At 69.9% G+C, this 23,557-nt stretch carries 20 protein-coding genes; 3 read left to right on the forward strand and 17 right to left on the reverse strand.

Annotation, left to right across the window (positions count from 1 at the left end; translation table 11 throughout):
- Nucleotides 1-200 precede the first annotated feature (200 nt).
- Together rpoB and ACIPXM_RS02495 are read left to right on the forward strand one after the other, a co-directional pair.
- On the forward strand, nt 201-3,683 hold the full coding sequence (gene rpoB / locus ACIPXM_RS02490) for a DNA-directed RNA polymerase subunit beta (protein ID WP_401651062.1): 3,483 nt from the start codon (nt 201-203) through the stop codon (nt 3,681-3,683).
- Between the two features lie 273 nt (nt 3,684-3,956).
- The gene (locus tag ACIPXM_RS02495; RefSeq protein ID WP_401651064.1) at nt 3,957-7,871 is read left to right on the forward strand and encodes a DNA-directed RNA polymerase subunit beta'; all 3,915 of its coding nucleotides are present in this window, start codon (nt 3,957-3,959) and stop codon (nt 7,869-7,871) included.
- A 70-nt stretch (nt 7,872-7,941) separates the two neighbouring features.
- Here ACIPXM_RS02495 and ACIPXM_RS02500 read toward each other — a convergent pair whose 3' ends face one another.
- The 15 genes from ACIPXM_RS02500 to ACIPXM_RS02570 all read right to left on the reverse strand — a co-directional run bounded on the left by ACIPXM_RS02500 (nt 7,942) and on the right by ACIPXM_RS02570 (nt 21,441).
- The gene (locus tag ACIPXM_RS02500) at nt 7,942-8,205 is read right to left on the reverse strand and encodes a hypothetical protein (RefSeq protein ID WP_401651067.1); all 264 of its coding nucleotides are present in this window, start codon (nt 8,203-8,205) and stop codon (nt 7,942-7,944) included.
- Nucleotides 8,192-8,428 carry a hypothetical protein gene (locus tag ACIPXM_RS02505; protein ID WP_401651069.1) on the reverse strand — a complete coding sequence of 79 codons (237 nt, stop codon included), beginning with the start codon at nt 8,426-8,428 and terminating at the stop codon, nt 8,192-8,194. Before ACIPXM_RS02505 ends, ACIPXM_RS02500 begins: the two co-directional genes overlap by 14 nt.
- A 70-nt stretch (nt 8,429-8,498) precedes the next feature.
- Nucleotides 8,499-9,410: a peptidoglycan-binding protein gene (locus ACIPXM_RS02510; protein ID WP_401651072.1), complete on the reverse strand. Its 912-nt coding sequence runs from the start codon at nt 9,408-9,410 to the stop codon at nt 8,499-8,501.
- Nucleotides 9,411-9,514: 104 nt separating this feature from the next.
- On the reverse strand, nt 9,515-9,925 hold the full coding sequence (locus ACIPXM_RS02515; RefSeq protein ID WP_401651075.1) for an ATP-binding protein: 411 nt from the start codon (nt 9,923-9,925) through the stop codon (nt 9,515-9,517).
- Between the two features lie 58 nt (nt 9,926-9,983).
- Nucleotides 9,984-10,556 carry a hypothetical protein gene (locus ACIPXM_RS02520; protein ID WP_401651077.1) on the reverse strand — a complete coding sequence of 191 codons (573 nt, stop codon included), beginning with the start codon at nt 10,554-10,556 and terminating at the stop codon, nt 9,984-9,986.
- A complete protein-coding gene (locus ACIPXM_RS02525; RefSeq protein WP_401651080.1) occupies nt 10,556-11,656 on the reverse strand; it encodes a hypothetical protein in 1,101 nt (366 codons plus the stop codon). Before ACIPXM_RS02525 ends, ACIPXM_RS02520 begins: the two co-directional genes overlap by 1 nt.
- Before the next feature lie 8 nt (nt 11,657-11,664).
- Nucleotides 11,665-12,813: a hypothetical protein gene (locus ACIPXM_RS02530; protein WP_401651082.1), complete on the reverse strand. Its 1,149-nt coding sequence runs from the start codon at nt 12,811-12,813 to the stop codon at nt 11,665-11,667.
- 52 nt (nt 12,814-12,865) lie between these two features.
- On the reverse strand, nt 12,866-14,080 hold the full coding sequence (locus ACIPXM_RS02535; protein ID WP_401651085.1) for a hypothetical protein: 1,215 nt from the start codon (nt 14,078-14,080) through the stop codon (nt 12,866-12,868).
- Between the two features lie 109 nt (nt 14,081-14,189).
- Nucleotides 14,190-15,368: a hypothetical protein gene (locus ACIPXM_RS02540; RefSeq protein WP_401651088.1), complete on the reverse strand. Its 1,179-nt coding sequence runs from the start codon at nt 15,366-15,368 to the stop codon at nt 14,190-14,192.
- 141 nt (nt 15,369-15,509) lie between these two features.
- Nucleotides 15,510-16,709, reverse strand: coding sequence for a hypothetical protein (locus tag ACIPXM_RS02545; RefSeq protein WP_401651090.1), 1,200 nt, complete (start codon nt 16,707-16,709; stop codon nt 15,510-15,512).
- A gap of 82 nt (nt 16,710-16,791) precedes the next feature.
- Entirely contained in the window at nt 16,792-17,715 is a 924-nt protein-coding gene (locus tag ACIPXM_RS02550; RefSeq protein WP_401651094.1) for a phage distal tail protein, read from the reverse strand.
- Nucleotides 17,716-17,836: 121 nt separating this feature from the next.
- Complete coding sequence (locus tag ACIPXM_RS02555) at nt 17,837-19,099, reverse strand: tape-measure protein (protein ID WP_401651097.1); 1,263 nt, start codon at nt 19,097-19,099, stop codon at nt 17,837-17,839.
- A complete protein-coding gene (locus ACIPXM_RS02560) occupies nt 19,096-20,298 on the reverse strand; it encodes a phage tail protein (RefSeq protein ID WP_401651100.1) in 1,203 nt (400 codons plus the stop codon). Before ACIPXM_RS02560 ends, ACIPXM_RS02555 begins: the two co-directional genes overlap by 4 nt.
- A gap of 59 nt (nt 20,299-20,357) precedes the next feature.
- Nucleotides 20,358-21,098 carry a hypothetical protein gene (locus ACIPXM_RS02565; RefSeq protein ID WP_401651102.1) on the reverse strand — a complete coding sequence of 247 codons (741 nt, stop codon included), beginning with the start codon at nt 21,096-21,098 and terminating at the stop codon, nt 20,358-20,360.
- Between the two features lie 151 nt (nt 21,099-21,249).
- Complete coding sequence (locus tag ACIPXM_RS02570) at nt 21,250-21,441, reverse strand: hypothetical protein (RefSeq protein ID WP_401651104.1); 192 nt, start codon at nt 21,439-21,441, stop codon at nt 21,250-21,252.
- A gap of 252 nt (nt 21,442-21,693) precedes the next feature.
- Here ACIPXM_RS02570 and ACIPXM_RS02575 point away from each other — a divergent pair, with 252 nt between their 5' ends.
- The gene (locus tag ACIPXM_RS02575) at nt 21,694-22,599 is read left to right on the forward strand and encodes a hypothetical protein (RefSeq protein ID WP_401651107.1); all 906 of its coding nucleotides are present in this window, start codon (nt 21,694-21,696) and stop codon (nt 22,597-22,599) included.
- Nucleotides 22,600-22,637: 38 nt separating this feature from the next.
- On the opposite strand, the gene ACIPXM_RS02580 is transcribed toward ACIPXM_RS02575, so the two are convergent.
- Nucleotides 22,638-22,874 carry a hypothetical protein gene (locus ACIPXM_RS02580; RefSeq protein WP_401651110.1) on the reverse strand — a complete coding sequence of 79 codons (237 nt, stop codon included), beginning with the start codon at nt 22,872-22,874 and terminating at the stop codon, nt 22,638-22,640.
- Between the two features lie 188 nt (nt 22,875-23,062).
- Nucleotides 23,063-23,353: a hypothetical protein gene (locus tag ACIPXM_RS02585; RefSeq protein ID WP_401651111.1), complete on the reverse strand. Its 291-nt coding sequence runs from the start codon at nt 23,351-23,353 to the stop codon at nt 23,063-23,065.
- Nucleotides 23,354-23,557 lie beyond the last annotated feature (204 nt).

Genomic DNA, 23,557 nt, shown 5'->3' on the forward strand with positions numbered 1-23,557 from the left:
TGGGCCAAGTGGCTACACTGACCCTTTGCGCTGCCTGTTAGCTGTCCCCTGCCCGTCACCAGGGGCATACCCTCGCATCCGCCTCGCCGGTCGACCCACTCTGACCTGGTCTTTTGACCATATCGGGAATCGTCGTCCACGGGGCTCCGCAAGGGACCGGTACGCGCGCAGTGAGTCCGAGCCCTCGGAAGGACCCCCTCTTGGCCGCCTCGCGCAACGCCTCGACCAATATGAACAACGGCGCCAGCACCGCCCCGCTGCGCATCTCCTTTGCAAAGATCAAGGAGCCCCTCGAGGTTCCGAACCTCCTCGCGCTCCAGACCGAGAGCTTCGACTGGCTGCTCGGCAACGCCGCGTGGAAGGCTCGCGTCGAGGCCGCCCTTGAGTCGGGACAGGACGTCCCCACGAAGTCCGGTCTGGAGGAGATCTTCGAGGAGATCTCCCCGATCGAGGACTTCTCCGGGTCGATGTCGCTGACGTTCCGCGACCACCGCTTCGAGCCGCCGAAGAACTCGATCGACGAGTGCAAGGACCGTGACTTCACCTACGGTGCCCCGCTCTTCGTCACCGCCGAGTTCACGAACAACGAGACCGGCGAGATCAAGTCCCAGACGGTCTTCATGGGCGACTTCCCGCTCATGACGAACAAGGGCACCTTCGTCATCAACGGCACCGAGCGTGTCGTCGTGTCGCAGCTCGTCCGTTCGCCCGGCGTCTACTTCGACTCCTCCATCGACAAGACGTCCGACAAGGACATCTTCTCGGCCAAGATCATCCCGTCCCGGGGTGCCTGGCTGGAGATGGAGATCGACAAGCGCGACATGGTCGGTGTCCGCATCGACCGCAAGCGCAAGCAGTCCGTCACCGTCCTCCTGAAGGCGCTCGGCTGGACCACCGAGCAGATCCTGCAGGAGTTCGGCGAGTACGAGTCCATGCGCGCCACCCTGGAGAAGGACCACACCCAGGGCCAGGACGACGCGCTGCTCGACATCTACCGCAAGCTGCGTCCGGGCGAGCCGCCGACCCGTGAGGCCGCGCAGACGCTGCTCGAGAACCTGTACTTCAACCCGAAGCGCTACGACCTCGCCAAGGTCGGCCGCTACAAGGTCAACAAGAAGCTCGGGGCCGACGAGCCGCTGAACGCCGGTGTCCTCACCACGGACGACGTCATCGCGACGATCAAGTACCTGGTGCAGCTGCACGCCGGTGAGACCGAGACGGTCGGCGCCAACGGCAACTCGATCGTCGTCGAGACCGACGACATCGACCACTTCGGCAACCGTCGTCTGCGCAACGTCGGCGAGCTGATCCAGAACCAGGTCCGTACGGGTCTCGCCCGTATGGAGCGGGTCGTGCGCGAGCGCATGACCACCCAGGACGTCGAGGCGATCACGCCGCAGACCCTGATCAACATCCGGCCGGTCGTCGCCTCCATCAAGGAGTTCTTCGGCACCAGCCAGCTGTCGCAGTTCATGGACCAGAACAACCCGCTGTCGGGTCTCACCCACAAGCGCCGTCTGTCGGCTCTTGGCCCGGGTGGTCTGTCCCGTGAGCGGGCCGGCTTCGAGGTCCGAGACGTGCACCCGTCCCACTACGGACGCATGTGCCCGATCGAGACCCCCGAAGGCCCGAACATCGGTCTGATCGGTTCGCTCGCCTCGTACGGCCGCGTCAACGCGTTCGGCTTCGTCGAGACGCCGTACCGCAAGGTCGTCGACGGTCAGGTCACCGACGAGGTCGACTACCTGACGGCCGACGAGGAGGACCGCTTCGTCATCGCCCAGGCGAACGCGACCCTGAACGACGAGCTCCAGTTCACCGAGCCCCGCGTTCTGGTCCGCCGCCGTGGTGGCGAGGTCGACTACGTCCCGCCGACCGACGTCGACTACATGGACGTCTCGCCGCGCCAGATGGTGTCGGTCGCGACCGCCATGATCCCGTTCCTCGAGCACGACGACGCCAACCGTGCCCTCATGGGCGCGAACATGATGCGTCAGGCCGTCCCGCTGATTAAGTCGGAGGCCCCGCTCGTCGGTACCGGCATGGAGTACCGCTGCGCCACCGACGCCGGCGACGTGCTCAAGGCCGAGAAGGACGGTGTCATCCAGGAGCTGTCCGCGGACTACATCACCGCGGCCAACGACGACGGCACGTACATCACGTACCGCCTGCACAAGTTCTCCCGCTCGAACCAGGGCACCTCGGTCAACCAGAAGGTCGTCGTCTCCGAGGGCGACCGCGTGATCGAGGGCCAGGTCCTCGCCGACGGCCCCGCCACCGAGAACGGTGAGATGGCGCTCGGCAAGAACCTGCTCGTGGCGTTCATGCCGTGGGAGGGCCACAACTACGAGGACGCGATCATCCTGTCGCAGCGCCTCGTGCAGGACGACGTCCTCTCCTCGATCCACATCGAGGAGCACGAGGTCGACGCCCGTGACACCAAGCTCGGCCCGGAGGAGATCACCCGGGACATCCCGAACGTCTCCGAGGAGGTCCTCGCCGACCTCGACGAGCGCGGCATCATCCGCATCGGTGCCGAGGTCACGGCCGGCGACATCCTGGTCGGCAAGGTCACCCCGAAGGGCGAGACCGAGCTGACCCCGGAGGAGCGCCTGCTCCGCGCGATCTTCGGTGAGAAGGCCCGCGAGGTCCGCGACACCTCCCTGAAGGTGCCGCACGGCGAGACCGGCAAGATCATCGGTGTCCGCGTCTTCGACCGCGAGGAGGGCGACGAGCTTCCTCCGGGCGTGAACCAGCTGGTCCGCGTCTACGTCGCCCAGAAGCGCAAGATCACCGATGGTGACAAGCTCGCCGGCCGTCACGGCAACAAGGGTGTCATCTCCAAGATCCTCCCGATCGAGGACATGCCCTTCCTCGAGGACGGCACCCCGGTCGACATCATCCTCAACCCGCTGGGTGTCCCGTCCCGAATGAACCCGGGACAGGTCCTGGAGATCCACCTCGGCTGGCTCGCCAGCCGCGGCTGGGACGTCTCCGGCCTCGCGGAGGACTGGGCCGAGCGCCTCCAGGCGATCGGCGCCGACCAGGTAGCCCCCGGCACCAACGTCGCCACCCCGGTCTTCGACGGTGCGCGTGAGGACGAGCTCGCGGGTCTGCTCCAGCACACCATCCCGAACCGGGACGGCGAGCGCATGGTGCAGCCGACCGGCAAGGCGCGCCTGTTCGACGGCCGCTCCGGCGAGCCGTTCCCGGACCCGATCTCCATCGGGTACATGTACATCCTCAAGCTCCACCACCTGGTCGACGACAAGCTCCACGCGCGTTCGACCGGTCCGTACTCGATGATCACCCAGCAGCCGCTGGGTGGTAAGGCCCAGTTCGGTGGTCAGCGCTTCGGTGAGATGGAGGTGTGGGCGCTCGAGGCGTACGGCGCCGCCTACGCCCTCCAGGAGCTGCTGACGATCAAGTCCGACGACGTCACCGGCCGCGTGAAGGTCTACGAGGCGATCGTCAAGGGCGAGAACATCCCTGAGCCCGGCATCCCCGAGTCCTTCAAGGTGCTCATCAAGGAGATGCAGTCCCTGTGCCTCAACGTGGAGGTGCTGTCCTCGGACGGCATGTCCATCGAGATGCGCGACACCGACGAGGACGTCTTCCGCGCAGCGGAGGAGCTCGGCATCGACCTGTCCCGGCGCGAGCCGAGCAGCGTCGAAGAGGTCTGACGGGAGTCCGGTCGGGGGGGGGGGGGGCCCCCACCCCCCCCCCCCCCCCCCCCCCCCCCCCCCCCACCCCCCCCCAACCCCCCCCCCCCGGCGGCGCGCCGGGGGGGGGGGGGGGGGGGGGGGCCCCGCCGGGGGGGGGGCGGGGGGGGGGGGGGGGTTTTGTGGGGGGGGGGGGGGGGGGGGGGGGGGCGGGGCCCCCCCCCCCCCCCCGCCGGCCCCAGGACCCCCGAATCAGACCCACAGCCTTACAACCCTGAGAGGGATTGACGCATAGTGCTCGACGTCAACTTCTTCGACGAGCTCCGGATCGGTCTGGCCACCGCTGACGACATCCGTCAGTGGAGCCACGGCGAGGTCAAGAAGCCGGAGACCATCAACTACCGCACCCTGAAGCCCGAGAAGGACGGACTCTTCTGCGAGAAGATCTTCGGTCCGACCCGGGACTGGGAGTGCTACTGCGGCAAGTACAAGCGTGTCCGCTTCAAGGGCATCATCTGCGAGCGGTGTGGCGTCGAGGTCACCCGCGCGAAGGTGCGCCGTGAGCGGATGGGCCACATCGAGCTCGCCGCCCCGGTCACCCACATCTGGTACTTCAAGGGCGTTCCGTCGCGTCTTGGCTACCTGCTCGACCTCGCCCCGAAGGACCTGGAGAAGGTCATCTACTTCGCGGCGTACATGATCACGTACGTCGACGACGAGCGTCGTACCCGCGATCTGCCCTCCCTGGAGGCGCACGTCTCCGTCGAGCGTCAGCAGATCGAGAACCGCCGCGACTCCGACCTGGAGGCCCGCGCCAAGAAGCTCGAGGGCGACCTCGCCGAGCTCGAGGCCGAGGGTGCCAAGGCCGACGTGCGCCGCAAGGTGCGCGAGGGCGCCGAGCGCGAGATGAAGCAGCTCCGTGACCGCGCGCAGCGCGAGATCGACCGCCTCGACGAGGTGTGGACCCGCTTCAAGAACCTCAAGGTCCAGGACCTGGAGGGCGACGAGCTCCTCTACCGCGAGCTGCGTGACCGCTTCGGCACGTACTTCGACGGCTCGATGGGTGCCGCGGCGCTGCAGAAGCGTCTGGAGACCTTCGACCTCGACGAGGAGGCCGAGCGCCTCCGCGAGATCATCCGTACCGGCAAGGGCCAGAAGAAGACCCGTGCGCTCAAGCGCCTCAAGGTCGTCTCCGCGTTCCTGCAGACCGCGAACAGCCCCAAGGGCATGGTTCTCGACTGCGTGCCGGTCATCCCGCCGGACCTGCGTCCGATGGTGCAGCTGGACGGTGGCCGCTTCGCGACCTCCGACCTGAACGACCTGTACCGCCGCGTGATCAACCGCAACAACCGTCTGAAGCGTCTGCTCGACCTCGGTGCCCCCGAGATCATCGTGAACAACGAGAAGCGGATGCTCCAGGAGGCGGTCGACGCCCTCTTCGACAACGGCCGTCGTGGTCGCCCGGTCACGGGCCCCGGCAACCGTCCGCTGAAGTCCCTCAGCGACATGCTGAAGGGCAAGCAGGGTCGATTCCGTCAGAACCTGCTCGGCAAGCGTGTGGACTACTCCGCGCGTTCCGTCATCGTCGTCGGCCCGCAGCTCAAGCTGCACCAGTGCGGTCTGCCGAAGGCCATGGCGCTCGAGCTCTTCAAGCCGTTCGTGATGAAGCGCCTGGTGGACCTGAACCACGCGCAGAACATCAAGTCGGCGAAGCGCATGGTCGAGCGCGGCCGCACGGTCGTGTACGACGTCCTCGAAGAGGTCATCGCCGAGCACCCGGTTCTGCTGAACCGTGCGCCCACGCTGCACCGTCTGGGCATCCAGGCGTTCGAGCCGCAGCTCGTCGAGGGCAAGGCCATCCAGATCCACCCGCTCGTCTGCACCGCGTTCAACGCGGACTTCGACGGTGACCAGATGGCCGTCCACCTGCCGCTCTCCGCGGAGGCGCAGGCCGAGGCCCGCATCCTGATGCTGTCCTCGAACAACATCCTCAAGCCCGCCGACGGCCGTCCGGTGACGATGCCGACCCAGGACATGGTCCTCGGTCTGTTCTTCCTCACCACCGACGGCGAGCTGCGGGACGTCAAGGGCGAGGGCCGTGCGTTCGGCTCGACGGCCGAGGCGATCATGGCGTTCGACGCGGGCGAGCTGGCGCTGCAGTCGCAGGTCGACATCCGCTTCCCGATCGGCACCGTGCCGCCGCGCGGCTGGGTCCCGCCGGTCGAGGAGGAGGGCGACGACCACATCGGCGCCGCCGCCTGGCAGCAGGGCGACAGCTTCCGCCTGAACACCACCCTGGGCCGCGCGCTCTTCAACGAGCTGCTGCCCGAGGACTACCCGTTCGTCGACTACTCGGTGGGCAAGAAGCAGCTCTCCGAGATCGTCAACGACCTGGCCGAGCGCTACCCCAAGGTCATCGTGGCGGCGACGCTCGACAACCTGAAGGCGGCCGGCTTCCACTGGGCGACCCGTTCCGGCGTCACCGTGGCCATCTCCGACGTCGTCGTCCCTGAGGCGAAGAAGGAGATCGTCGCGGGGTACGAGGCCAAGGACGAGAAGGTCCAGAAGCAGTACGAGCGCGGTCTGATCACCAAGGAGGAGCGCACCCAGGAGCTCATCCAGATCTGGACCACGGCGACCAACGAGGTCGCCGAGGCGATGAACGCGAACTTCCCCAAGACGAACCCCATCTTCATGATGGTTGACTCGGGTGCCCGAGGAAACATGATGCAGATGCGACAGATCGCCGGTATGCGTGGTCTGGTGTCGAACGCGAAGAACGAGACCATCCCGCGTCCGATCAAGGCCTCGTTCCGTGAGGGCCTGTCCGTGCTCGAGTACTTCATCTCGACCCACGGTGCCCGTAAGGGTCTGGCCGACACCGCGCTGCGTACCGCCGACTCGGGTTACCTGACCCGTCGTCTGGTGGACGTCTCGCAGGACGTGATCATCCGCGAGGAGGACTGCGGCACCGAGCGCGGTCTGAAGCTGAAGATCGCGTCCAAGGACGAGTCCGGTGTGCTGCGCAAGGCCGAGGACGTCGAGACCAGCGTGTACGCGCGCTGCCTCGCCGAGGACGTCGTCGTCGACGGCAAGGTGCTGGCCACGGCCGGTGTCGACCTCGGTGACGTGCTCATCGACCAGCTCGTCGCCGCGGGCGTCGAGGAGGTCAAGACCCGCTCGGTCCTGACCTGTGAGTCCGCCGTCGGCACCTGTGCCATGTGCTACGGCCGCTCGCTGGCCACCGGCAAGCTGGTCGACATCGGTGAGGCGGTCGGCATCATCGCCGCCCAGTCCATCGGTGAGCCCGGTACCCAGCTGACGATGCGTACCTTCCACACCGGTGGTGTGGCCGGTGACGACATCACCCAGGGTCTGCCGCGTGTCGTCGAGCTCTTCGAGGCGCGCCAGCCCAAGGGTGTCGCCCCGATCTCCGAGGCGGCCGGTCGCGTCCGCATCGAGGAGACCGAGAAGACCAAGAAGATCGTCGTCACCCCGGACGACGGCACCGACGAGACGGCGTTCCCGATCTCGAAGCGTGCCCGTCTGCTGGTGGGCGAGGGCGACCACGTCGAGGTGGGCCAGAAGCTCACCGTGGGTGCCACCAACCCGCACGACGTGCTGCGCATCCTCGGCCAGCGTGCCGTCCAGGTCCACCTGGTCGGCGAAGTCCAGAAGGTCTACAACTCGCAGGGCGTGTCGATCCACGACAAGCACATCGAGATCATCATCCGGCAGATGCTGCGCCGTGTGACGATCATCGAGTCCGGCGACGCGGAGCTGCTTCCGGGCGAGCTGGTGGAGCGTTCGAAGTTCGAGACCGAGAACCGTCGTGTGGTCCAGGAAGGCGGCCACCCGGCCTCCGGCCGTCCGCAGCTGATGGGTATCACCAAGGCCTCGCTGGCGACGGAGTCCTGGCTGTCGGCCGCCTCCTTCCAGGAGACGACCCGAGTGCTGACGGACGCGGCGATCAACGCCAAGTCCGACAGCCTCATCGGCCTCAAGGAGAACGTCATCATCGGTAAGCTCATCCCGGCCGGTACGGGTCTGTCCCGCTACCGCAACATCCGGGTCGAGCCGACCGAGGAGGCCAAGGCCGCGATGTACTCGGCCGTCGGCTACGACGACATCGACTACTCGCCGTTCGGCACGGGCTCCGGCCAGGCCGTCCCGCTGGAGGACTACGACTACGGTCCGTACAACCAGTAAGCGGTGAGACGAAGGGCGGTCACCCCCACGGGGGTGGCCGCCCTTCGGCGTACCCGGACCGCCCGGGCGGTCAGCGGCCGGTCATCTGCCAGACCGCGACGAGCACCCCGGCGGTGCCGGTGAGCGCGGCGACCGAGGCGAGCGGCCAGCGGCCGCGCTCCAGGGCGTCGAGCCGGGCCTCGTGGTCGGCGAGCTGCTTGTCGGTCTGGTCGGAGCGCTGTACGAGCAGCGCGAGCGAGCCGTCGACGCGGGCGAAGCCCGCCTCCAGGGTGCCGCGGAGCCGTTCCAGTTCGAGGGCGACGGCGACCGGGTCGTTCGGGTCAGACTCGGTCATCGCCCGCCGCCTCCTGGGTGGTGCGCAGCCAGGAGGGCAGCAGGTTCTGGACGGCGGGCACGGCCATCACCCGGGTGAGGGCACCGGCGGCGGCGAGCGCCCCGGCGACCCACGGGAGGGCGGTGGGCAGCCCGGCCGCGTCGACGATCGCGGGCAGCACGACGGCGAGGGCGACCGCGGTCTGCAGGACGGTGCGGGCCGTGCGCTTGGCGGCTTCGGACATGGGTGGTTCTCCTTGCGTGGGGGAGCGGGGCGGCGGCCGGCCGGTGACGTGGGCCGGCCGCCGCTCCTGGTCACTTCGTGTACGGGACCTTCAGGGCGTTCCAGGACGCGGCGCCCGGCCAGCCGTCGGCGTCGGAGCCGGCGAAGCCGAGCTTGCGCTGCCAGGCGGCGTACGACTGGCGGTCGGTCTCGGACCAGCGCGGGCTCGGGCCGACCTGGTAGCGGCCGCAGCCCTCGGCGACGAGCCGGCGGCCCATCGCGGTGACGATCGGCGAGCTCGGGGTGGTCTTGAAGAACGCGGTGCCGGGGAACGGCTGGTAGCGCGGGGTCGCGGGCTTGGCGGGCGGGGCCGGCTTGGCGGTGGGGGCCTTGCCGAGGCGCTGCTGCACCCGGTCGCGCATGCCCGGCATGCCGAAGCCGCGCGGGTCGTTCTTCCAGTCCGACCATTCGGAGTGGCCGATCACGGACTTCGCGCCCCAGCCGTGCGCCCGGCAGAGGGCGGCGGAGACGCGTTCGATGGCGTCGAGCTGTTCGGCGGGCCAGGGGTCGGAGCCGTTGCCGAGGTTGACGCACTCGAAGCCGTAGAAGCGGGAGTTGCCGTCGACGGCGCCCGCGCTGCCCTGGTGTTCGCGGGGCAGCGGGGGCCGTACCCCGTACGTCTCGCTGATCACGGCCTGCAGGACGGACGGGTCTCCGCCGCCCGCGTGGTTGGCGCGGCCGGCGGAGACCAGATGGACGGAGCCGTCCTTGGCGATGACGCCGTGGCACAGCGGTCCGGGCAGCCCGGCGTAGCCGTCGTAGCAGAGCTCGACGGTGTTGGCGGTGCCGCTGGAGACGGTGTGGTGGATCATCACGCCGGTGACGGGCCCCCAGGACCCGTGGCCGTTGCGGTTGTGGGAGCGCCAGCCGTCGTGCTCGACGACGGTGACGCCTTCGGCGCGGAGCGCGGCGACGAGCCGGTCCGCGGTCAGGGGGGCTGCCATCTGGGTCTCCTCAGGGCATGGAAAAACCCCGGCCGGTCGGTCGGCGCGGGGCTGCTGGTGGTGCGGGTGGTTCTGTTGGTACGGGGTGGGGCGGGCGCTCCGGGTTACGGCGCCGGGGGCGCGGGGGCCGGTTCGGGCGTCGGCGCGGGCTCCGGGGCCGGGATCCAGACGGCGCAGAGCGCGGCGGCCGCGGCGCGGCGGGCCTCGAAGTCGGCGAGGGCGGCGGCGACCGCCCGCTGCGGCGCGGTCTGGTCGGGCACGGCGGGCAGGCCGTCGCGGGCCGGGACGGAGACCATGCCGTAGCCGCGCAGCGTGACGTCCTGCTCGCCGCGCTCGGTGAACTCGGCCGTGACGTACACCGTCGGGTACTGACCGGTGACCGGGTCGCGGTCCAGGACGAAGCCGAGGCTGTTGTCGTAGACGCGGACGTTGAGGGCGTGACCGTTCTCGTGGACCGTGGCGCGGCCCGCGTAGTCGATGGCCAGGCCCCAGGGCTGGGTGGGGTCGATGTTCAAGGGGTCCTCCGGGTTCCGGATGCTCGGGGCGGGACGGGACGGATCAGGTCGGGGCGGGTCAGGTCTGGGCGCCGTGGATGAGCACGGTCTGGGCGCTGACGGTGCCGCCGCTGGCCTGCGCCTGGATCTCGATGTTCATCGTCTGGCCGAACCGGGTCTTCATGTCGCCGGGCAGCAGTCCGAGGTGGTCGAAGGTGACGCCCGCGGTGACCGTGGGGCCGAACTGTGTGCCGTCGACGAGCACCCGCACCTGGCCGGTGGCGCCGGACGAGGCCGTCGTGTTGATGGCGATGCGCATCTTCGGCTGCCAGATCGGGTTGGAGCAGCGGGCGATGGTGACGAAGGTGGCGCTGGTGGTGGACGGCCACTTGGCGGTGTCGCTGGGCAGCGGCGGCATCAGCTGCAGCCAGGGCCGGGCGAGACCGCCGGTCATGATGTCGTCCGCGAAGATCTCGTGGTCGTACCCGTCGAAGATCCGGAACAGCGGGCGGTTGATGGTGACGCTGCCGGTCTGCGTGGGCGGCCGGATCTCGCTGACCGCCGGGCGGGTGTTGACCGCGGTCGACAGCGCCTTGATCCGGCTCTCCATCTGGTTCAGCCGGTCGATGATGTCCTCGGGCAGCTGGGGCATCAGGCCTCCTCAAGGTAGAGCTCGGCGGTGTCGGGACGGCCGCGCTCCGGCGGGGTGATCTTGACGCCTATGATCCGGTAGCGGGCGTCGAGACCGGTGGAGTACCACTCGTCGGTGATCCGGATCCGGGCCACCCGGCCGAGCAGGGCGGGCGGCACGATGCCGCCCAGGTGGATGCTGACCTCGGGGATCACGACGGCGCCGCGGCTCTGGTCGAGTTCGGCGGCGGCCAGCGAGTCCAGGGTCAGCTGGTCGGTGACCTCGTTGTGGTCCGAGGACAGGTCGATCACCGGCCAGCCGTCGCTCAGCAGGTCGGTCGCCTTCTGCTGGCGGGAGACGATCGGCCGGGACTCGGTGCCGGCGTTGTTGTTGACGGACGCGCCACGGGCCACGGCGGTGGTGCCGCCGCGGGTCGCGTCGTACGGGAAGGAGTACGACAGGATCACGCCGGGCCGGTCGAAGACCAGGTCGGTGGCGCCGGTGCGGATCTTCGGGGAGCCGAGCCTGAGCTGGCGGATCCGCTCGCCGGTGACCGGGTCGCGGTAGACGAGGATCTGGTGCTCGAAGCCGTTCTGGGTGGCGCCGAGCTGGTCGAGCGCCTCCAGGTAGACGGTCTCGTCGCCGTCGCGCCAGCTGGCCGTCTTCAGGACGCCGGACTTCTCCTCGCCCACGGTGATCTTGAAGCAGTCGCCGCTGCTGGTCATCTCGCTCCACAGACGGCGGGCGATGGCCAGCTGGTCGGTGGGCACGTCGTACTTGATCTCGGTACGGATCCGGCGGCGGCTCGCGTACGAGTCGAAGGTCGCGGCCTGCAGCGACAGGGTCAGCACGCCGCGGCCGCTGGACTGCAGGGTGGTGGTCCAGATGATGCCGCCCCACCACAGGTCGCCGCCGCGCTCCAGATAGATCGCGGTGCGGCCCTCGCGGACCTTCTTGACGCGGTCCGCGATCTCCTTGTTGGGGATCGGGATGGTGCCGGACAGCGAGCCGGCCTTGCCGATGAAGTCGTCGAAGGAGACGTCACGCAGCGGCAGGATGTCGATGGTCTGGTCGGTGACCAGGTCGCAGAAGATGGCCCGGTAGGGCGTGTCGAGTGCCATGGCGGACCTCACGGAAGGATGTAGGTGGCGCTGACGCGGATGTTCCGGCCGGCGACGAGGGCACCGGTGGGGGACCAGGTGCGCAGGGTGACCGTGCCGTTGGAGCTGATGAAGGCACCGCCGTTGGCGAAGCCGTCGCAGGCGCTGGCCTCGTAGTCGAAGGCGGGCCGCCAGCCGGCCGGCAGGACGCACAGCGGCTCGTCGTCGATGTTGCCCGCGCTGTTGGCGCCGACCTGGGCGCCGGTGCGGGTGACGGTGACCAGCACGGTGCACAGGCCGCTCTTGGTGCGGCGGCCGCTGAAGGACACGACGCTCCAGTTGGCGAGCGCGGCGGCGCCGGAGGTGGTGGTCTCCACCTCGACCGGCGGCTGGTAGTTCACCCAGACGTTGCTGCTGCTCCAGCGCTGCAGGACGCCGTTGTTGTCGCGGAACTGGCCCTGGTAGCTGCCCGCGGAGACGGCGCCGCTGGGCGCGATGCCGCCGACCTCCTTCGGGTAGGCGACCCAGGCGGTGCCGTCCCAGCGCTGCAGGAAGTGGGCGTTCTCGTTGTCCTGGTACTGGCCCGGGTAGGAGCCGGGGACACCGGCGTTGTTGTAGACCGGCAGGATGCCGCCGGCCGCGACCACCGTGGTGCGCAGGTCGGTGGTCGTGGTGGGCCCGGCCCAGTCGATGCCGCCGGTGCCGGCCGACGCGCCCTTCTTGACCACGACGGAGAAGAGCGGGAGCGAGCGGACGGGCGCCGCCGGGGCGACCGGGTTGGCGGCCGCGGTGCCCTTGACGATCTCGACGGCCGCCTCGTACTTGCCCAGGCTGTCCACGTCGTTGTCGTAGACGCGGAGGACGACCAGGTCGACGCGCGGGTTGAGCGGGTCGCCGTCGCCGAAGGTGATGGTCATGTCCTGGTCGAGGGCGACCGGGTAGTCACCGCCGCCGCCGGTGCCCTGGATGACGGCCCGGCCCGCGTAGACGGTGGCCGTCATCGGTCCTGAGCTGCCCATCCACAGGCCGCCGACGCGGTACTTGCCGTCGACCGTGCCCGGCAGGATGCCGGAGCGGGACGAGAGCGGATTGGCGGGGGTGGTGGCGCCGGTGTTGGTGATGCGGGTGTGCTGTCGGGTCTGGCCGGTGGACTGCAGCCAGCCGGTGCGTACGGGCATGGGGTCTCCTGTGGTGCGGGTCGGTCGGGCGGCCGGGGCGGCGGGACGCAGCTCAGTACTGCGGGGTCACCTGGATGTAGGTGTTGTCGAACCAGGCCCGCACGTTGGTGTTGGTGGTCCGGTAGTACGCGGTGATCGTGTAGGTGGCGCCCGGCGTCAGGTTGTAGAGCCGCTGGGTCGTCGACACCGACACGGCGCCGGTCGGGTCGGCCGACTTGGAGGCCATGGCGGCCAGTTCGTCGTCGAGGTCGCGGATCAGGGTCGCGCCCTGGGTGATCCGGACGCACATGAAGGCGGAGCTGGCGACGCCGGTGGTGCCGGAGTTGAGGCTGAGCTCCATCCGGGAGCCGAAGTCGAGGATCGCCGAGCGGCTCTCCGGCGCGACGAAGGTCACCACCAGCGGGTTCTCGGCCCGTTCGACCAGGGTGTTCACGTAGGTGGTGGACAGGGTGTAACCGGCGTCGAGCGAGTCGTTGAAGTACGGACCCGGGTACGCGGGCGCCCACTTGGCGCCGTCGTAGCGCTGCAGCGGACCGGCGGTGGTGGCCCGGTACTGGCCGGTGTAGCTGCCGGTGGCCATGGGCGCGGAGGTCGGCACGATGCCGCCGACGGCCTCCGGGTAGGCGACCCACTTGCCGCCGTCCCAGCGCTGGAACTGGTTGTTCGGGGTGTCCTGGTACTGGCCCGGGTAGGCGCCGTTGAGCACCGCGTTCTCGACCGGCAGGATGCCGCCGACCGACACGACCGGGGTGCGCAGGTCCTTCAGGGCGGTGTTCCACGGGATGCCGCCGTTGCCCGCGCTGGCGCCGGCCGGGACCGTCACCTCGTACAGCGGGAGGCTGCGCGGCGGGGTGGCCGGGGCCTTCGGGGCCTGGTCGGGGACGCCCTGGATGATCTCGATGGTGGCCTCGTTGCGGGTGCCCTCGTACAGCTTGTCGTAGACCCGCAGGACGACGAGGTCGATCCGGCCGTACTGGGCGTCGCCCGGGGCGAAGGTGACCTGCTCGGAGGTGGGCAGGGCGACCGGGTAGACGCCCTGCGAGATGTCGCCCTGGATCACGCCCCGGCCCTCGGAGACGGTGGCGGCCATCGCCGACGCGTTCGTCATCCAGAAGCCGGAGAGGCGGTACTGGCCGCCGTAGGAGCCGGGCAGGACACCGGAGCGCACCTGGACCGGGTTGACCATCGTGGTCGCGCCGATCTGGGTGAGGCGGGTGTCCTCGCGGGTCTGGCCGGTCTCGGCGACCCAGCTGCTGCGCAGGTTCATGGGGTTCTCCCGTCGGAGGTTGCGGAACGAAGGAAGGAAAAAGGGGGAGCGGGGGGAGCGGGGGAGCGTCGGCCGGGGCCGGGGCCGGGGCCGGGGGCCTGGGGCCCGCTCAGGGCTTGAGCCACTCGGCCTGGAAGGTGGAGGTCAGGACGCCGCTGGCGATGGTCCGTGCCGTGGTGCTGCCGGAGACGACGATCTGGAGGGTGTTGCCCGCGGCGAGCTTGAGCATGTAGTCGGAACCCAGGGTCTGCGGGACGGTGCTGTCCACCGTCTGCCAGATGTTGCGCAGGGCGCCGTTGACGTGCAGGCGGACGATCCGGGTGCCGGTGGTGCCCTCCGGCTGGAACAGCACGCGCGGCGAGATCCGCCACCACCCGGCGCGCGGCACCGTGTACGTGCTCGCGCCGCTCCATGCCTGTGCGTCGTCCACCTCGATGCGGTGGAGCAGCAGTGCCGCCGTGGTGTTGTTGGGCGTGAACGCCTGGCCCTGGATCGCGGCGACGCTGAACAGGAGCTTCGAGCGGTTGTCGACGTGCTGCCAGGTGGTGCCGTCGAAGCGCTGCAGGCCGCCGGCGGTGTCGCGGTACTGGCCGGTGTAGCTCGGGTAGAAGATCTGGCCGATGGGCGCGATGCCGCCGATCGACTTCGGGTACGAGATCCAGCCGCCGTTGCCGTCCCAGCGCTGGAGGTTCTCGAAGGACTCCCGGTACTGCCCGGCATAGGCGCCGTTGAATCCGTATCCGGGGGTGATGCCGCCGAGCGCGACCACCGGCCTGGACACCGATGTGGCCGTGGACCAGGTGATGCCGCCGGTGCCCGCCGAGGTGCTGGTGGGCACCCGGAGCTGGTACAGCGGCATCGTGCTGCCCGGGCCGGACGCCGGTGGCTGCGGCGTCTCGGCGGGGGTGCCCTTGACGATCCGGATCACCGCCCTGGTCTCCCCGGTCTGGTCGAAGTCGTCGTCGAGGACGGCGAGTTCGATCAGGTCGATGCGCGGGTTCTGCGGGTCGCCGTCGGCGATGGTGAGCGTCTCGGGCGAGGTGACGGCGACCAGGTAGGCGCCCTGGGCGGTCTCCTTGCCCTGGACGATCGCCCGGCCGGTGCCGATCGAGCACTGCATCGACGACACCCCGGTGAGCGCCAGGCCGCCCGGCAGCACCCCGCTGAGCGAGCGCAGCGCGGCCGCGTCCGGGCTGTCGCCGCTCGGGGTGAGCAGCGAGGCGAGGGTGAGCCGGGTGTCCCCGCGGGTCTGTCCCGAGGAGGTGAGCCAGGCTGCGCGTACGGTCATGGTCGGCCTTTCGGACGGGGGCCGGGCGGGCCCGCGGGGTGGGGGCGGTGCTGGTGGTGGAGGTGGCGCTGGTGGTGCGGTGGGGCCTGCGGCGGCGCCGGTGCTGGCGGCGGTGCGGGCGGTGGTGCGGGCGGCCGGGCGTCAGCCCGTCTTGACCCACTCCGCGGTGAGGGTGCAGCCGTAGCCGGAGCCGCCGAGGGTCTTCACCGATCCGCCGGAGCTCTGGTAGCCGGCGAGCTGGAGGGTGTCGCCCGCGACGAGCCGCAGCAGACCGCCGCCGCCGACCGAGATGGCGCCGTTCCCGGCCGGGAGCAGCCAGGTCATCCGGGACTGCCCGACGCCGTTGACCATCACGCGGGAGCCGCGCATGCCGGACTGGCTGTCGTTCTGCCAGGTGACATGGGCGTTGACGCGCCACCAGCCGGTGCGGGGGGCGACGTAGGTGGTGGTGCCGTTGAAGCCGCGCAGGTCGTCGACCTCGACGGTCGGCAGATTGATCACGGTCCAGGAGTTGTTCACGACGGTCTGCTGCTCGGTGCTCTGCCACTGGGTGGCGCCGAACAGGACGGTCCCGGTGCCGTGCGACAGCTGCCAGGCGGAGCCGTCCCAGCGCTGCAGGGTCACCCCGTTGTCGCGGTACTGGCCGACGTAGCTGCCGACGGTGACCGTGTTCGGCGCGACGCCGCCGATCGCCTTCGGGTAGTTCACCCAGGCGGCGCCGTCCCAGCGGCCGAGCATGCCGCTGGCGTCGCGGTACTGGCCGGGGTAGGCGCCGTTGAAGCCGCTCGCCGGGGAGATGCCGCCGAGCGCCACCGTGTACCAGTAGGCGTTGGTGACGCCGCCACTGGTCCAGGCGATACCGCCGGTACCGGTCGAGACGCCCTTCGGCACCCTGATCTGGTAGAGCGGCAGGGCGCTGCCCGGGCCCGGCGAAGGGGCGACCGGGGCCGCCGCCGGGGTGCCCCGGACGAGCCGGATCACCGCGTCCGTGACCCCGGTCTTGTCGTACGTGTCGTCGAGGACGGCCACTTCGATCACGTCGATCCGGTCGAACTGCGGGTCGCCGTCGGCGATCGTGATCGTCTCCGGCGAGACCGCGGCCACCAGATAGGCACCCTGCCGGGTGTCCTTGCCCTGGATGATCGCCCGGCCGGTGCCGATCGAGCACTGCATGGCGGAGGTCCCGGTCAGCTGGAAACCGCCCGGCAGGATGCCGTGACGGGAACGCAGCGGGGTCTCGGCCGGGCTGGCGCCGGTGGGAGTCAGCAGCGCGGCGAGGGTGAGGCGGGTCTCTTCGCGGGTCTGGCCGGAGGTCTGGAGCCAGGAGGCCCGTACGGTCATGGTCGTTCGTTCCTCTCGTGGTGCGGTGGGTGAGAGGGCCGCGCCGGCGTGGTCCGACGGCCGCGGCCGGTGAGCGGCACGGTCACCACTCGGCGCTGCGCCAGCGGACCGTCATCAGGGCGTCCGGGGTGGCCGCGTCGGGGCGGAACGACAGCTCGGTGCGCCCCGGCTCCAGCAGGAACAGCTCCTCCGGGCTCGAGTCCGCCATCGCCGTGTGGCGGCGGGAGGCGGAGTTGTTGAGCGTCACGGAGCCGTTGGCGGTGTCGACGACCAGCTCGTCACCGGCGGCCAGGTCGATGGCGTAGCGCAGCCGGCGCTTGCTCACCCGGTCGGTGACGGTGGGCATCGAGCAGGGGCCGCGGAACACGATCACCGGGTGGGTGGGCGCCGAACCGACGTTGTCGACGACGGCGTCACCGGTGGACTTGGCCTCGCCCCAGTTCAGCGGCCACACCAGCGGCCAGGAGAGACCGGACTCCGGCTGCGGCGGGGTGGTGGTGGCCGTCTGCTCGTTGACGGCGTAGCGGCGCGGGTCGGAGGTCAGCCACTGCACGGACATCTTGGAGCTGCCCTGGGTGGCGAAGCCCTGGTCGGCGGGGATGACCCGCTGGGCGATCCGGGCGCGTACGGCGAGCAGTTCGCCGTGCAGCCGGACGGTCAGCCAGCGCTCCTCGTCGAGCAGCGCGAGCGACTGGCGCAGCGCGCGCATCGCCTCGGGCACGCCGTTGAACTCCGGCATCAGGACGATGGAGCCGCCGACCTTGCGGGGCTTGGCGTACCGGGCGCCCGGCCAGGCGCCGTGCGAGGTGGGCCGGTCGGCGTCGGAGGAGTCGTACTCGGGCAGGTCCTCCCACCCCTGAAGACCGGACCGGTCGACGGCGAAGGGGGTGCCGGGGCCGATGAGGAGCCCGGCCCACTGGATCTGCCCGTCCTGGGTGATCAGCGAGCCGGGCGCGAGGTCGGCGGTGTAGGAGTTTCCGGCGTAGGGGTTGGTGGTCTCGGCCATGGGGGCCGTCACCTCACTTCTGAGGGGGTGGGTGTCGGGGGGCGTGCCGGGGGGCCGGGCCCCGTGACGGGGCCCGGCTGCCGGGTGGTGCGCGGGCCGCGTACGCGGACGGCGGCGCGGGTCAGCAGTGGGCGGCGGCGAGGAACAGCAGGTCCTCGGCGGTCGCCCGGGGCCCGGCGCCCGGGTCCTCGTAGAAGTCCCGGATCCGGTGCGGCGGCCGCGGCGGCTCGGTGATCGCCGGGACCGGACGGGACTCCAGGACGGTGAGCGGGTCGATGCGGGGCGCGGTGGCGGCGCCGGGGAAGACGACGCCGCCCTCGGCGAGCATCGGGATCTTGGGGATGTCGATGCCGAAGTGCTTGCCGAGGAAGTCGAAGCTCAGCTTGTTGAGCCCGTCGATGATCCAGTTGGCGAAGGCGATGAGGCCCTTGATGGGACCGGTCACCACGCCGCTGACCGAGGTCAGGGCGCCCTTGACGATCTCGCCGAAGCCGCGCAGGGCGCCGCCGACGGCGGTGTTGGCGGAGCGGAAGAAGCCGGGGACCTGCTCGGTGAAGAAGGACAGCAGCGGCTGGATGGCGCTCTTGATGCCGTTCATGGCGCCGGAGGCGATGCCGCGCAGGGCGTTGGAGGACGACGACACGGAGGAACCGGTGCCGGAGAAACCGCCGATGGCGGCGCCGATGACGGTGAGGACGGAGGTGATGACGGTCAGGTAGCCCTTGAAGTACGTCATGACGACGTCGCCGAGGAACTCCATGATCGGCTGGAGGTACTTCCAGATGGCTTCGAAGCCCTTGAAAGCCTGTTCCATGACCTGCTCGATGATGCGCTGGCCGGTCTCGGAGTTCATCGCGTACTCGATGAGCCAGGCGGCGACGGGGAGCAGGATGCCGACGAGGAAGCCGAGCGGGTTGGCCCGCATGGCGACGTTGACGGCCATCATGGCGACCGAGGCGACGGTCATGACCATGCCGAACTTGTCCATCAGCTTGGTGACGATGTCGGTGATGGGAAGGAGCGGCAGCAGGATGGCGAGGATGCCGCCGAGGCCCTGACTGAGCTTGCCGAAGGCGCCCTTGGCCTTGCCGGCCTTGTCGCCGAAGGACTTGACGCCGCGGGGGGCGGTGGAGCGGGCGATCTTGGTGACGGAGGTGGAGGTGGTGGTGGCGTCGGTACGGATGCGGGTCACCGGAGCGGCCGCGGCCCGCACCTCCCGGGCGAAGCGGTCGGTCTTCCCGGCGGCGTCCCGTGAACTCCGCGTCAGCGTGCGCAGTACGGTGGCGGCCGCCTGGGCGTCGCGCTTGAGGTTGCGGAGTCCCTGGGGAACGCCGACGAGCAGCCGGCCGCTGAAGACGATCGCCGGAGGGACGGCCGTACTCATCCGCGCGCCTTCGCCAGGTACATCAACGCGTCGGCGGTGGACTGCGGGTCGCTGTTACGGGCCGCGTGGTAGTTCTCGATGTGCAGCCCGACGCCGCCGCCCCGGCCCGACTGCAGCTGCGCCGACATCCGGGCGCGCCGCGCGGTCATGGCGAGCAGCCGGTCCAGCTTGGAGAGCGGGAGCACGGCCTCGGCCTCGCCGGCCTCGGCGATGATCGCCGGGACACCGCCCGCCTGCGGCATGACGACACCACCGGTGGCGAGCATCGGGATGGTGGGGACGCTGACGCCGAAGGTCTTGCCACCGACGACCGGCACCCAGCCGGGGACACTGACCTTGACCCGGTTGACGGCGCTGATCATGCGGTTGATCAGGCCGATGATGGAGTTGATCGGGCCGGAGACGCCGCTCTTGATGCCGTTGAACGCCCGGGACGCGATGTCCTTGAGGCCGTTCCAGATGGACGACATCTTGTCCTTGACGGCCTGGAAGGCGTTCGGGATCGCGGACTTGATCCAGTTGACCACCGGGGTGATCACGGACTTGATGCCGTTCCAGACGGAGCTGATGACGGTCTTGATCGCCTTCATCACGGTGGTGATGACGGTCTTCCAGATGTTGACGTAGGTCTTGACGACGGTGGCGACCGCCTTGACCACGGTGGAGATGGCGCTCTTGATGCCGTTCCAGACCGTCTTGATCAGGGCGCCGGCGTTCTTCATGATCGGGCCGATGGCCTTCATGACGGCGCTGATGACGACCTTGATGGCGTCGAACGCCTTCTTCATGATCGTCTGCATCGTCTTCGAGCGGGACGCCACTTCGACGATCTTCTCGATGAGCGGCATGAACAGCTCGATCAGGCGGGCCAGGAAGTTGCCCTTCATGGACTTGTTGAGCTTGTCCTGGCCCTTGGCGGCCTTGCCGGCGCCGGTTTCGTACTTGCCCATCTTGGTACCGGCGGACTGTCCGGTCTGACCGGCCTTGGACATGGACTTCTCGGCCTGGTCCGAGGCCGTCTTGAGGCTCTTGAGCTGGGACGAGGTGGACTGGGCTGAGGACTTCAGCTGCTTGACGCCGTTGGAGGCCGAGTTGGCGCCGGTGCCGACGCGGGTGACGGCCTGGGCGCTCTGCTGGGCGTCCGTCTTGAGCTTTCTCAGCGCCGACGAGGCGCTGCCGAGTGCTTTGGCGAGAGACATGGGCACCTGGTTTCAGGGAGTGGGGGAAGACTGGCTGGCGAGGGCGTCGATGCGCGGCACTACGTGGGCTCGGAGAGTGCGACGGCCGTCTGCCCGATGGCGGAGCGCAGCGAGTTCAGCTGGGTGGTCGCGTCCTTGGCGTTGTTTCCCCACAGCTTCTTGGCGTCGGCTTCCTTCTGGCGAAGGGTGTTGATCTTGGTGACGAGATTGGCCGCGCTGTTCGACGTCCTCTTGGCGGACTTCTCCGCGCGGTCGAGACGCTTCTGCAGCCTGTCGATCTCCTGTCGGGCGAGGTTCACCCGGGCATTGGCGCGGTCGAGCGTCGCCTGTGAAGCGCGTCCCTGGTCGAACCGGGACTGAACGTCGCGCTGATTGCCCTCGGCGGTGCGCAGTCGGGCTTGTGCGCGGGCCAGTTCGTCCTGCCGCTCGGTGACCCGGGTGAGCTTCCGGGTCATGCGCTTCTGCTTGGCGGCCAGGTCCCGCTGCTTGTTCTCGACGCGTACCGTGAACGCCTTGGTCTTGTCGGCCCACGGCCAGCCGAGGCGCTGCCGGCCGTTGATCGTGATGCCCTTGTCGTCGAGCTTGAACCAGGTGTAGTCCACCTTGAAGAGGCCGACCGAGGCGGCGAACAGGCCCGCCATCTCGATCTTCATGAGGGTGATGTCACCCTTCATGCCGGAGACCGTGCTCGACAGGTTGGACGCGGCGGTCTTGTTTTCCTCGTACTTCTTTGTCATGTCGATCCAGGGGACCGACTTGACCATGACTGCGGTGATCTCTTGGGGTGTGGGAACGGCCATGGGTGTCCTCGATTCGAAGAGGTCGTGCCGAAGCTCACCCGGGGGCGCCGGAGACGCCGGAGCCGCCGATCCCGGGAGGGCGTCGACGGCTCGGTGCGCGGTGTGCGGGGCCTGGGCCCCGCCCGCTGGCGTGGTGCGGCGTGCGGAGGGTTCAGTTACGGCGGAGTTCGGCGAGCGCGTCGTTCCAGCCCGCCTTGTAGGCGTGGATCTCGCGAGCCGCGATCTCGGCGTCGAGGGTGGCGAGCAACGCGCGCTTGTCGAGGGGACCGGGGCGCTGGAGCAGCGAGTGGAGACGGTCGTGGAGCGGGCTCTGGGTGGCGCTTCCCCCGGCCTGAGACGTCATGGTGCCCTGCCTTCCAGCTGTCGAACTAGTGTGCGATGCATTGTCGAACATTGGTTCGAACTTGTCGAGCGAGAAGGGTCGGGCGGCGCGTCGTTCCGGGCCCCGTGCGTCGTTGGTCACGCCTCGAACGGGACCGGTGTTCGAGCCGGGGTAGTCTGGATGACGCGTTCCCGGACCTGACACAGTCGGGGGGCGACGGGGCGCGAGGGGCGCGCGGGGGGACCCCAGGGGGTTGGAAGGCAGTGCTGACGCATGGACACGGAGCCGGGCGCTAACCGGCGGGAGCGGGTCGTCGACTGGCTCGAATCCCACCCGGACCTGCCGCATCTCTTCGCACGCCTCGCCGAACTCGTCCACGTCGCGGGTTACGCGCCCGAGGACCTCGTCGTGCTGCCACGCGCCGAGGTCGACCGGCGGGAGACGGCGGCGTTCACCGGCGGCTGGGCAGAGGCGGTCGCCGACGAACTCCCGCGGATCCGCCGCGAGTACGAGAAGCGGGTCGCCGACGCGTACGCCCAGGGCCAGGGCGACGCCCGCGGCATCCGCCGCCCGGAGCAACGAACCGGTCTGAACCCGGAAGGCGCCCGGGTCATCCCGCTGCCCTTCACCCGGCTGCTCGAGCCGCCGGCCGCGGTCGTCCAGGCCGAGGAGCGGGTGCGCCTGGAGCGCGAGCTGTTCGACCAGCGCACCGAGCACACCTACGCCGACGAGCCCGAGCCCCGGCCGGAGCCCGGACCCGCCGTCGTACGGGGGCTGGAATCCGCCCCCGAGGCTGAGCCGGAGCTGTCCGACGTGGTCGGCCCGGAGCGGGAGGCCGGCCCGGTTCCGCAGGCCGGACCCGACGCCGGACCCGACGCCGAACCCGGCCTGAGCTCCGGGACGGAACCGTTGGTGACCGCCCAGGAGAGCCGCGCCCGCCGGAGCACCCAGCCGGTGCGCAAGGTGGTCCGCGGCAAGGGCGGGCGGCCGATCGTGCCGCCGATCACCAGCGTGCCGGCGCAGGTCGGTCCGGGGCAGGAGCGGCGCGGCGGCGAGTCCGGCGACCCGGACGCGCGCTCGCGCGCGCGTGGGCGCCGCCTGTCCGACCGTGCCAAGGCCCTGGAGCGGGAACTGGGCGCCGAGCGAGCACGGGAAGCGCCCCCGGAGCCCGCTCCCTGACGGGAACGGGCACCGGGGGCCATGGGGGGGGGCGGGCGTCAGCCGAAGAAGCGCGCGACTTCCCAGGGGGAAAGAGAAGTCGGCCCGTCCTCGTCGGGACCGGCGCTCGACTCCCCGTCCTCCGGGGCGTCCTCGTCGTCATCCGGCGCACTCGGGCGCGGGACCGGCTGCGGCGGGTCGGGCTGCTCGCCGTCCTCGTCCGTGTTGACGCACATGAACATCCAGTTGGCGGTGGCCAGATGGTCGACCGCCGCCGCCAGCAGATGGTCGGTCACCGACCACTCGGCGGCCTCCCCGTGGAGGTTCCGCTGGACGGCGCTGTCGGCCGGGAGGTGCTTGATCAGCGCCGCGACGCGTCTGCTGGAGAGCGTCCCGCGGTGCCAGTCGAGGAGATCCGTCCCGTAATAGCGGAGCAGGTCCGCCTCAAGTGCCTCGGCGTGTTCGTCGACGAACTCGACGAGGCTCAGTCTTCCCCCAGGCCGAGCCCGGTCTCCTGGCCGTACGCCTCCAGGATCGCGGCGATGTCCTGCATGGTGATGTCGTGCTCCTCGAAGCGGGCGTACTGCTCCTCACCCATCAGGAGTTCGAGCAGACCGTCCACGTCGCTGTCGTCGAGCTTGCGCAGGCCCTTGGCCGTCTTGCGCGAGAGCTCGGTGGGCAGCGTGAAGGACTCGCCGTCCAGTTCGAAGGACCAGGTGCGGCCGTGGGCCTCCAGGCGCTGGGCGCGGGCGGCGTTGACGTCGAATCGGGACATGGTGATCCGTACTCCTTGTTCGAGTGATGTGCGTGATTCGAGTGGGTGAGGAGAAAGCTGAGGGGGCGGGGCGGGGCGGCGCGCGGCCCGCCCCCCCCCCGGGGGGGGGTAATACGGTCGCGGTGTACATGTCGTGCCTGAACATGAAGGACCCCCCCGGCATGCCCTCACCGATACACCACCCCCACTACGTGTTTCCCACCA

This window comes from Streptomyces sp. NPDC090025, from assembly GCF_044748125.1.
In the GTDB taxonomy this organism is placed as follows: Bacteria; Actinomycetota; Actinomycetes; order Streptomycetales; family Streptomycetaceae; genus Streptomyces.

Excerpts from the sequence above, each read along its gene's own strand:
- ACIPXM_RS02500 (WP_401651067.1), bottom strand. The coding sequence starts at position 8,205 with ATGACCGAGTCTGACCCGAACGACCCGGTCGCCGTCGCCCTCGAACTG.
- ACIPXM_RS02505 (WP_401651069.1), bottom strand. The coding sequence starts at position 8,428 with ATGTCCGAAGCCGCCAAGCGCACGGCCCGCACCGTCCTGCAGACCGCG.
- ACIPXM_RS02510 (WP_401651072.1), bottom strand. The coding sequence starts at position 9,410 with ATGGCAGCCCCCCTGACCGCGGACCGGCTCGTCGCCGCGCTCCGCGCC.
- ACIPXM_RS02520 (WP_401651077.1), bottom strand. The coding sequence starts at position 10,556 with ATGCCCCAGCTGCCCGAGGACATCATCGACCGGCTGAACCAGATGGAG.
- ACIPXM_RS02525 (WP_401651080.1), bottom strand. The coding sequence starts at position 11,656 with ATGGCACTCGACACGCCCTACCGGGCCATCTTCTGCGACCTGGTCACC.
- ACIPXM_RS02530 (WP_401651082.1), bottom strand. The coding sequence starts at position 12,813 with ATGCCCGTACGCACCGGCTGGCTGCAGTCCACCGGCCAGACCCGACAG.
- ACIPXM_RS02535 (WP_401651085.1), bottom strand. The coding sequence starts at position 14,080 with ATGAACCTGCGCAGCAGCTGGGTCGCCGAGACCGGCCAGACCCGCGAG.
- ACIPXM_RS02540 (WP_401651088.1), bottom strand. The coding sequence starts at position 15,368 with ATGACCGTACGCGCAGCCTGGCTCACCTCCTCGGGACAGACCCGCGGG.
- ACIPXM_RS02545 (WP_401651090.1), bottom strand. The coding sequence starts at position 16,709 with ATGACCGTACGGGCCTCCTGGCTCCAGACCTCCGGCCAGACCCGCGAA.
- ACIPXM_RS02550 (WP_401651094.1), bottom strand. The coding sequence starts at position 17,715 with ATGGCCGAGACCACCAACCCCTACGCCGGAAACTCCTACACCGCCGAC.
- ACIPXM_RS02555 (WP_401651097.1), bottom strand. The coding sequence starts at position 19,099 with ATGAGTACGGCCGTCCCTCCGGCGATCGTCTTCAGCGGCCGGCTGCTC.
- ACIPXM_RS02560 (WP_401651100.1), bottom strand. The coding sequence starts at position 20,298 with ATGTCTCTCGCCAAAGCACTCGGCAGCGCCTCGTCGGCGCTGAGAAAG.
- ACIPXM_RS02565 (WP_401651102.1), bottom strand. The coding sequence starts at position 21,098 with ATGGCCGTTCCCACACCCCAAGAGATCACCGCAGTCATGGTCAAGTCG.
- ACIPXM_RS02570 (WP_401651104.1), bottom strand. The coding sequence starts at position 21,441 with ATGACGTCTCAGGCCGGGGGAAGCGCCACCCAGAGCCCGCTCCACGAC.
- ACIPXM_RS02575 (WP_401651107.1), top strand. The coding sequence starts at position 21,694 with ATGGACACGGAGCCGGGCGCTAACCGGCGGGAGCGGGTCGTCGACTGG.
- ACIPXM_RS02585 (WP_401651111.1), bottom strand. The coding sequence starts at position 23,353 with ATGTCCCGATTCGACGTCAACGCCGCCCGCGCCCAGCGCCTGGAGGCC.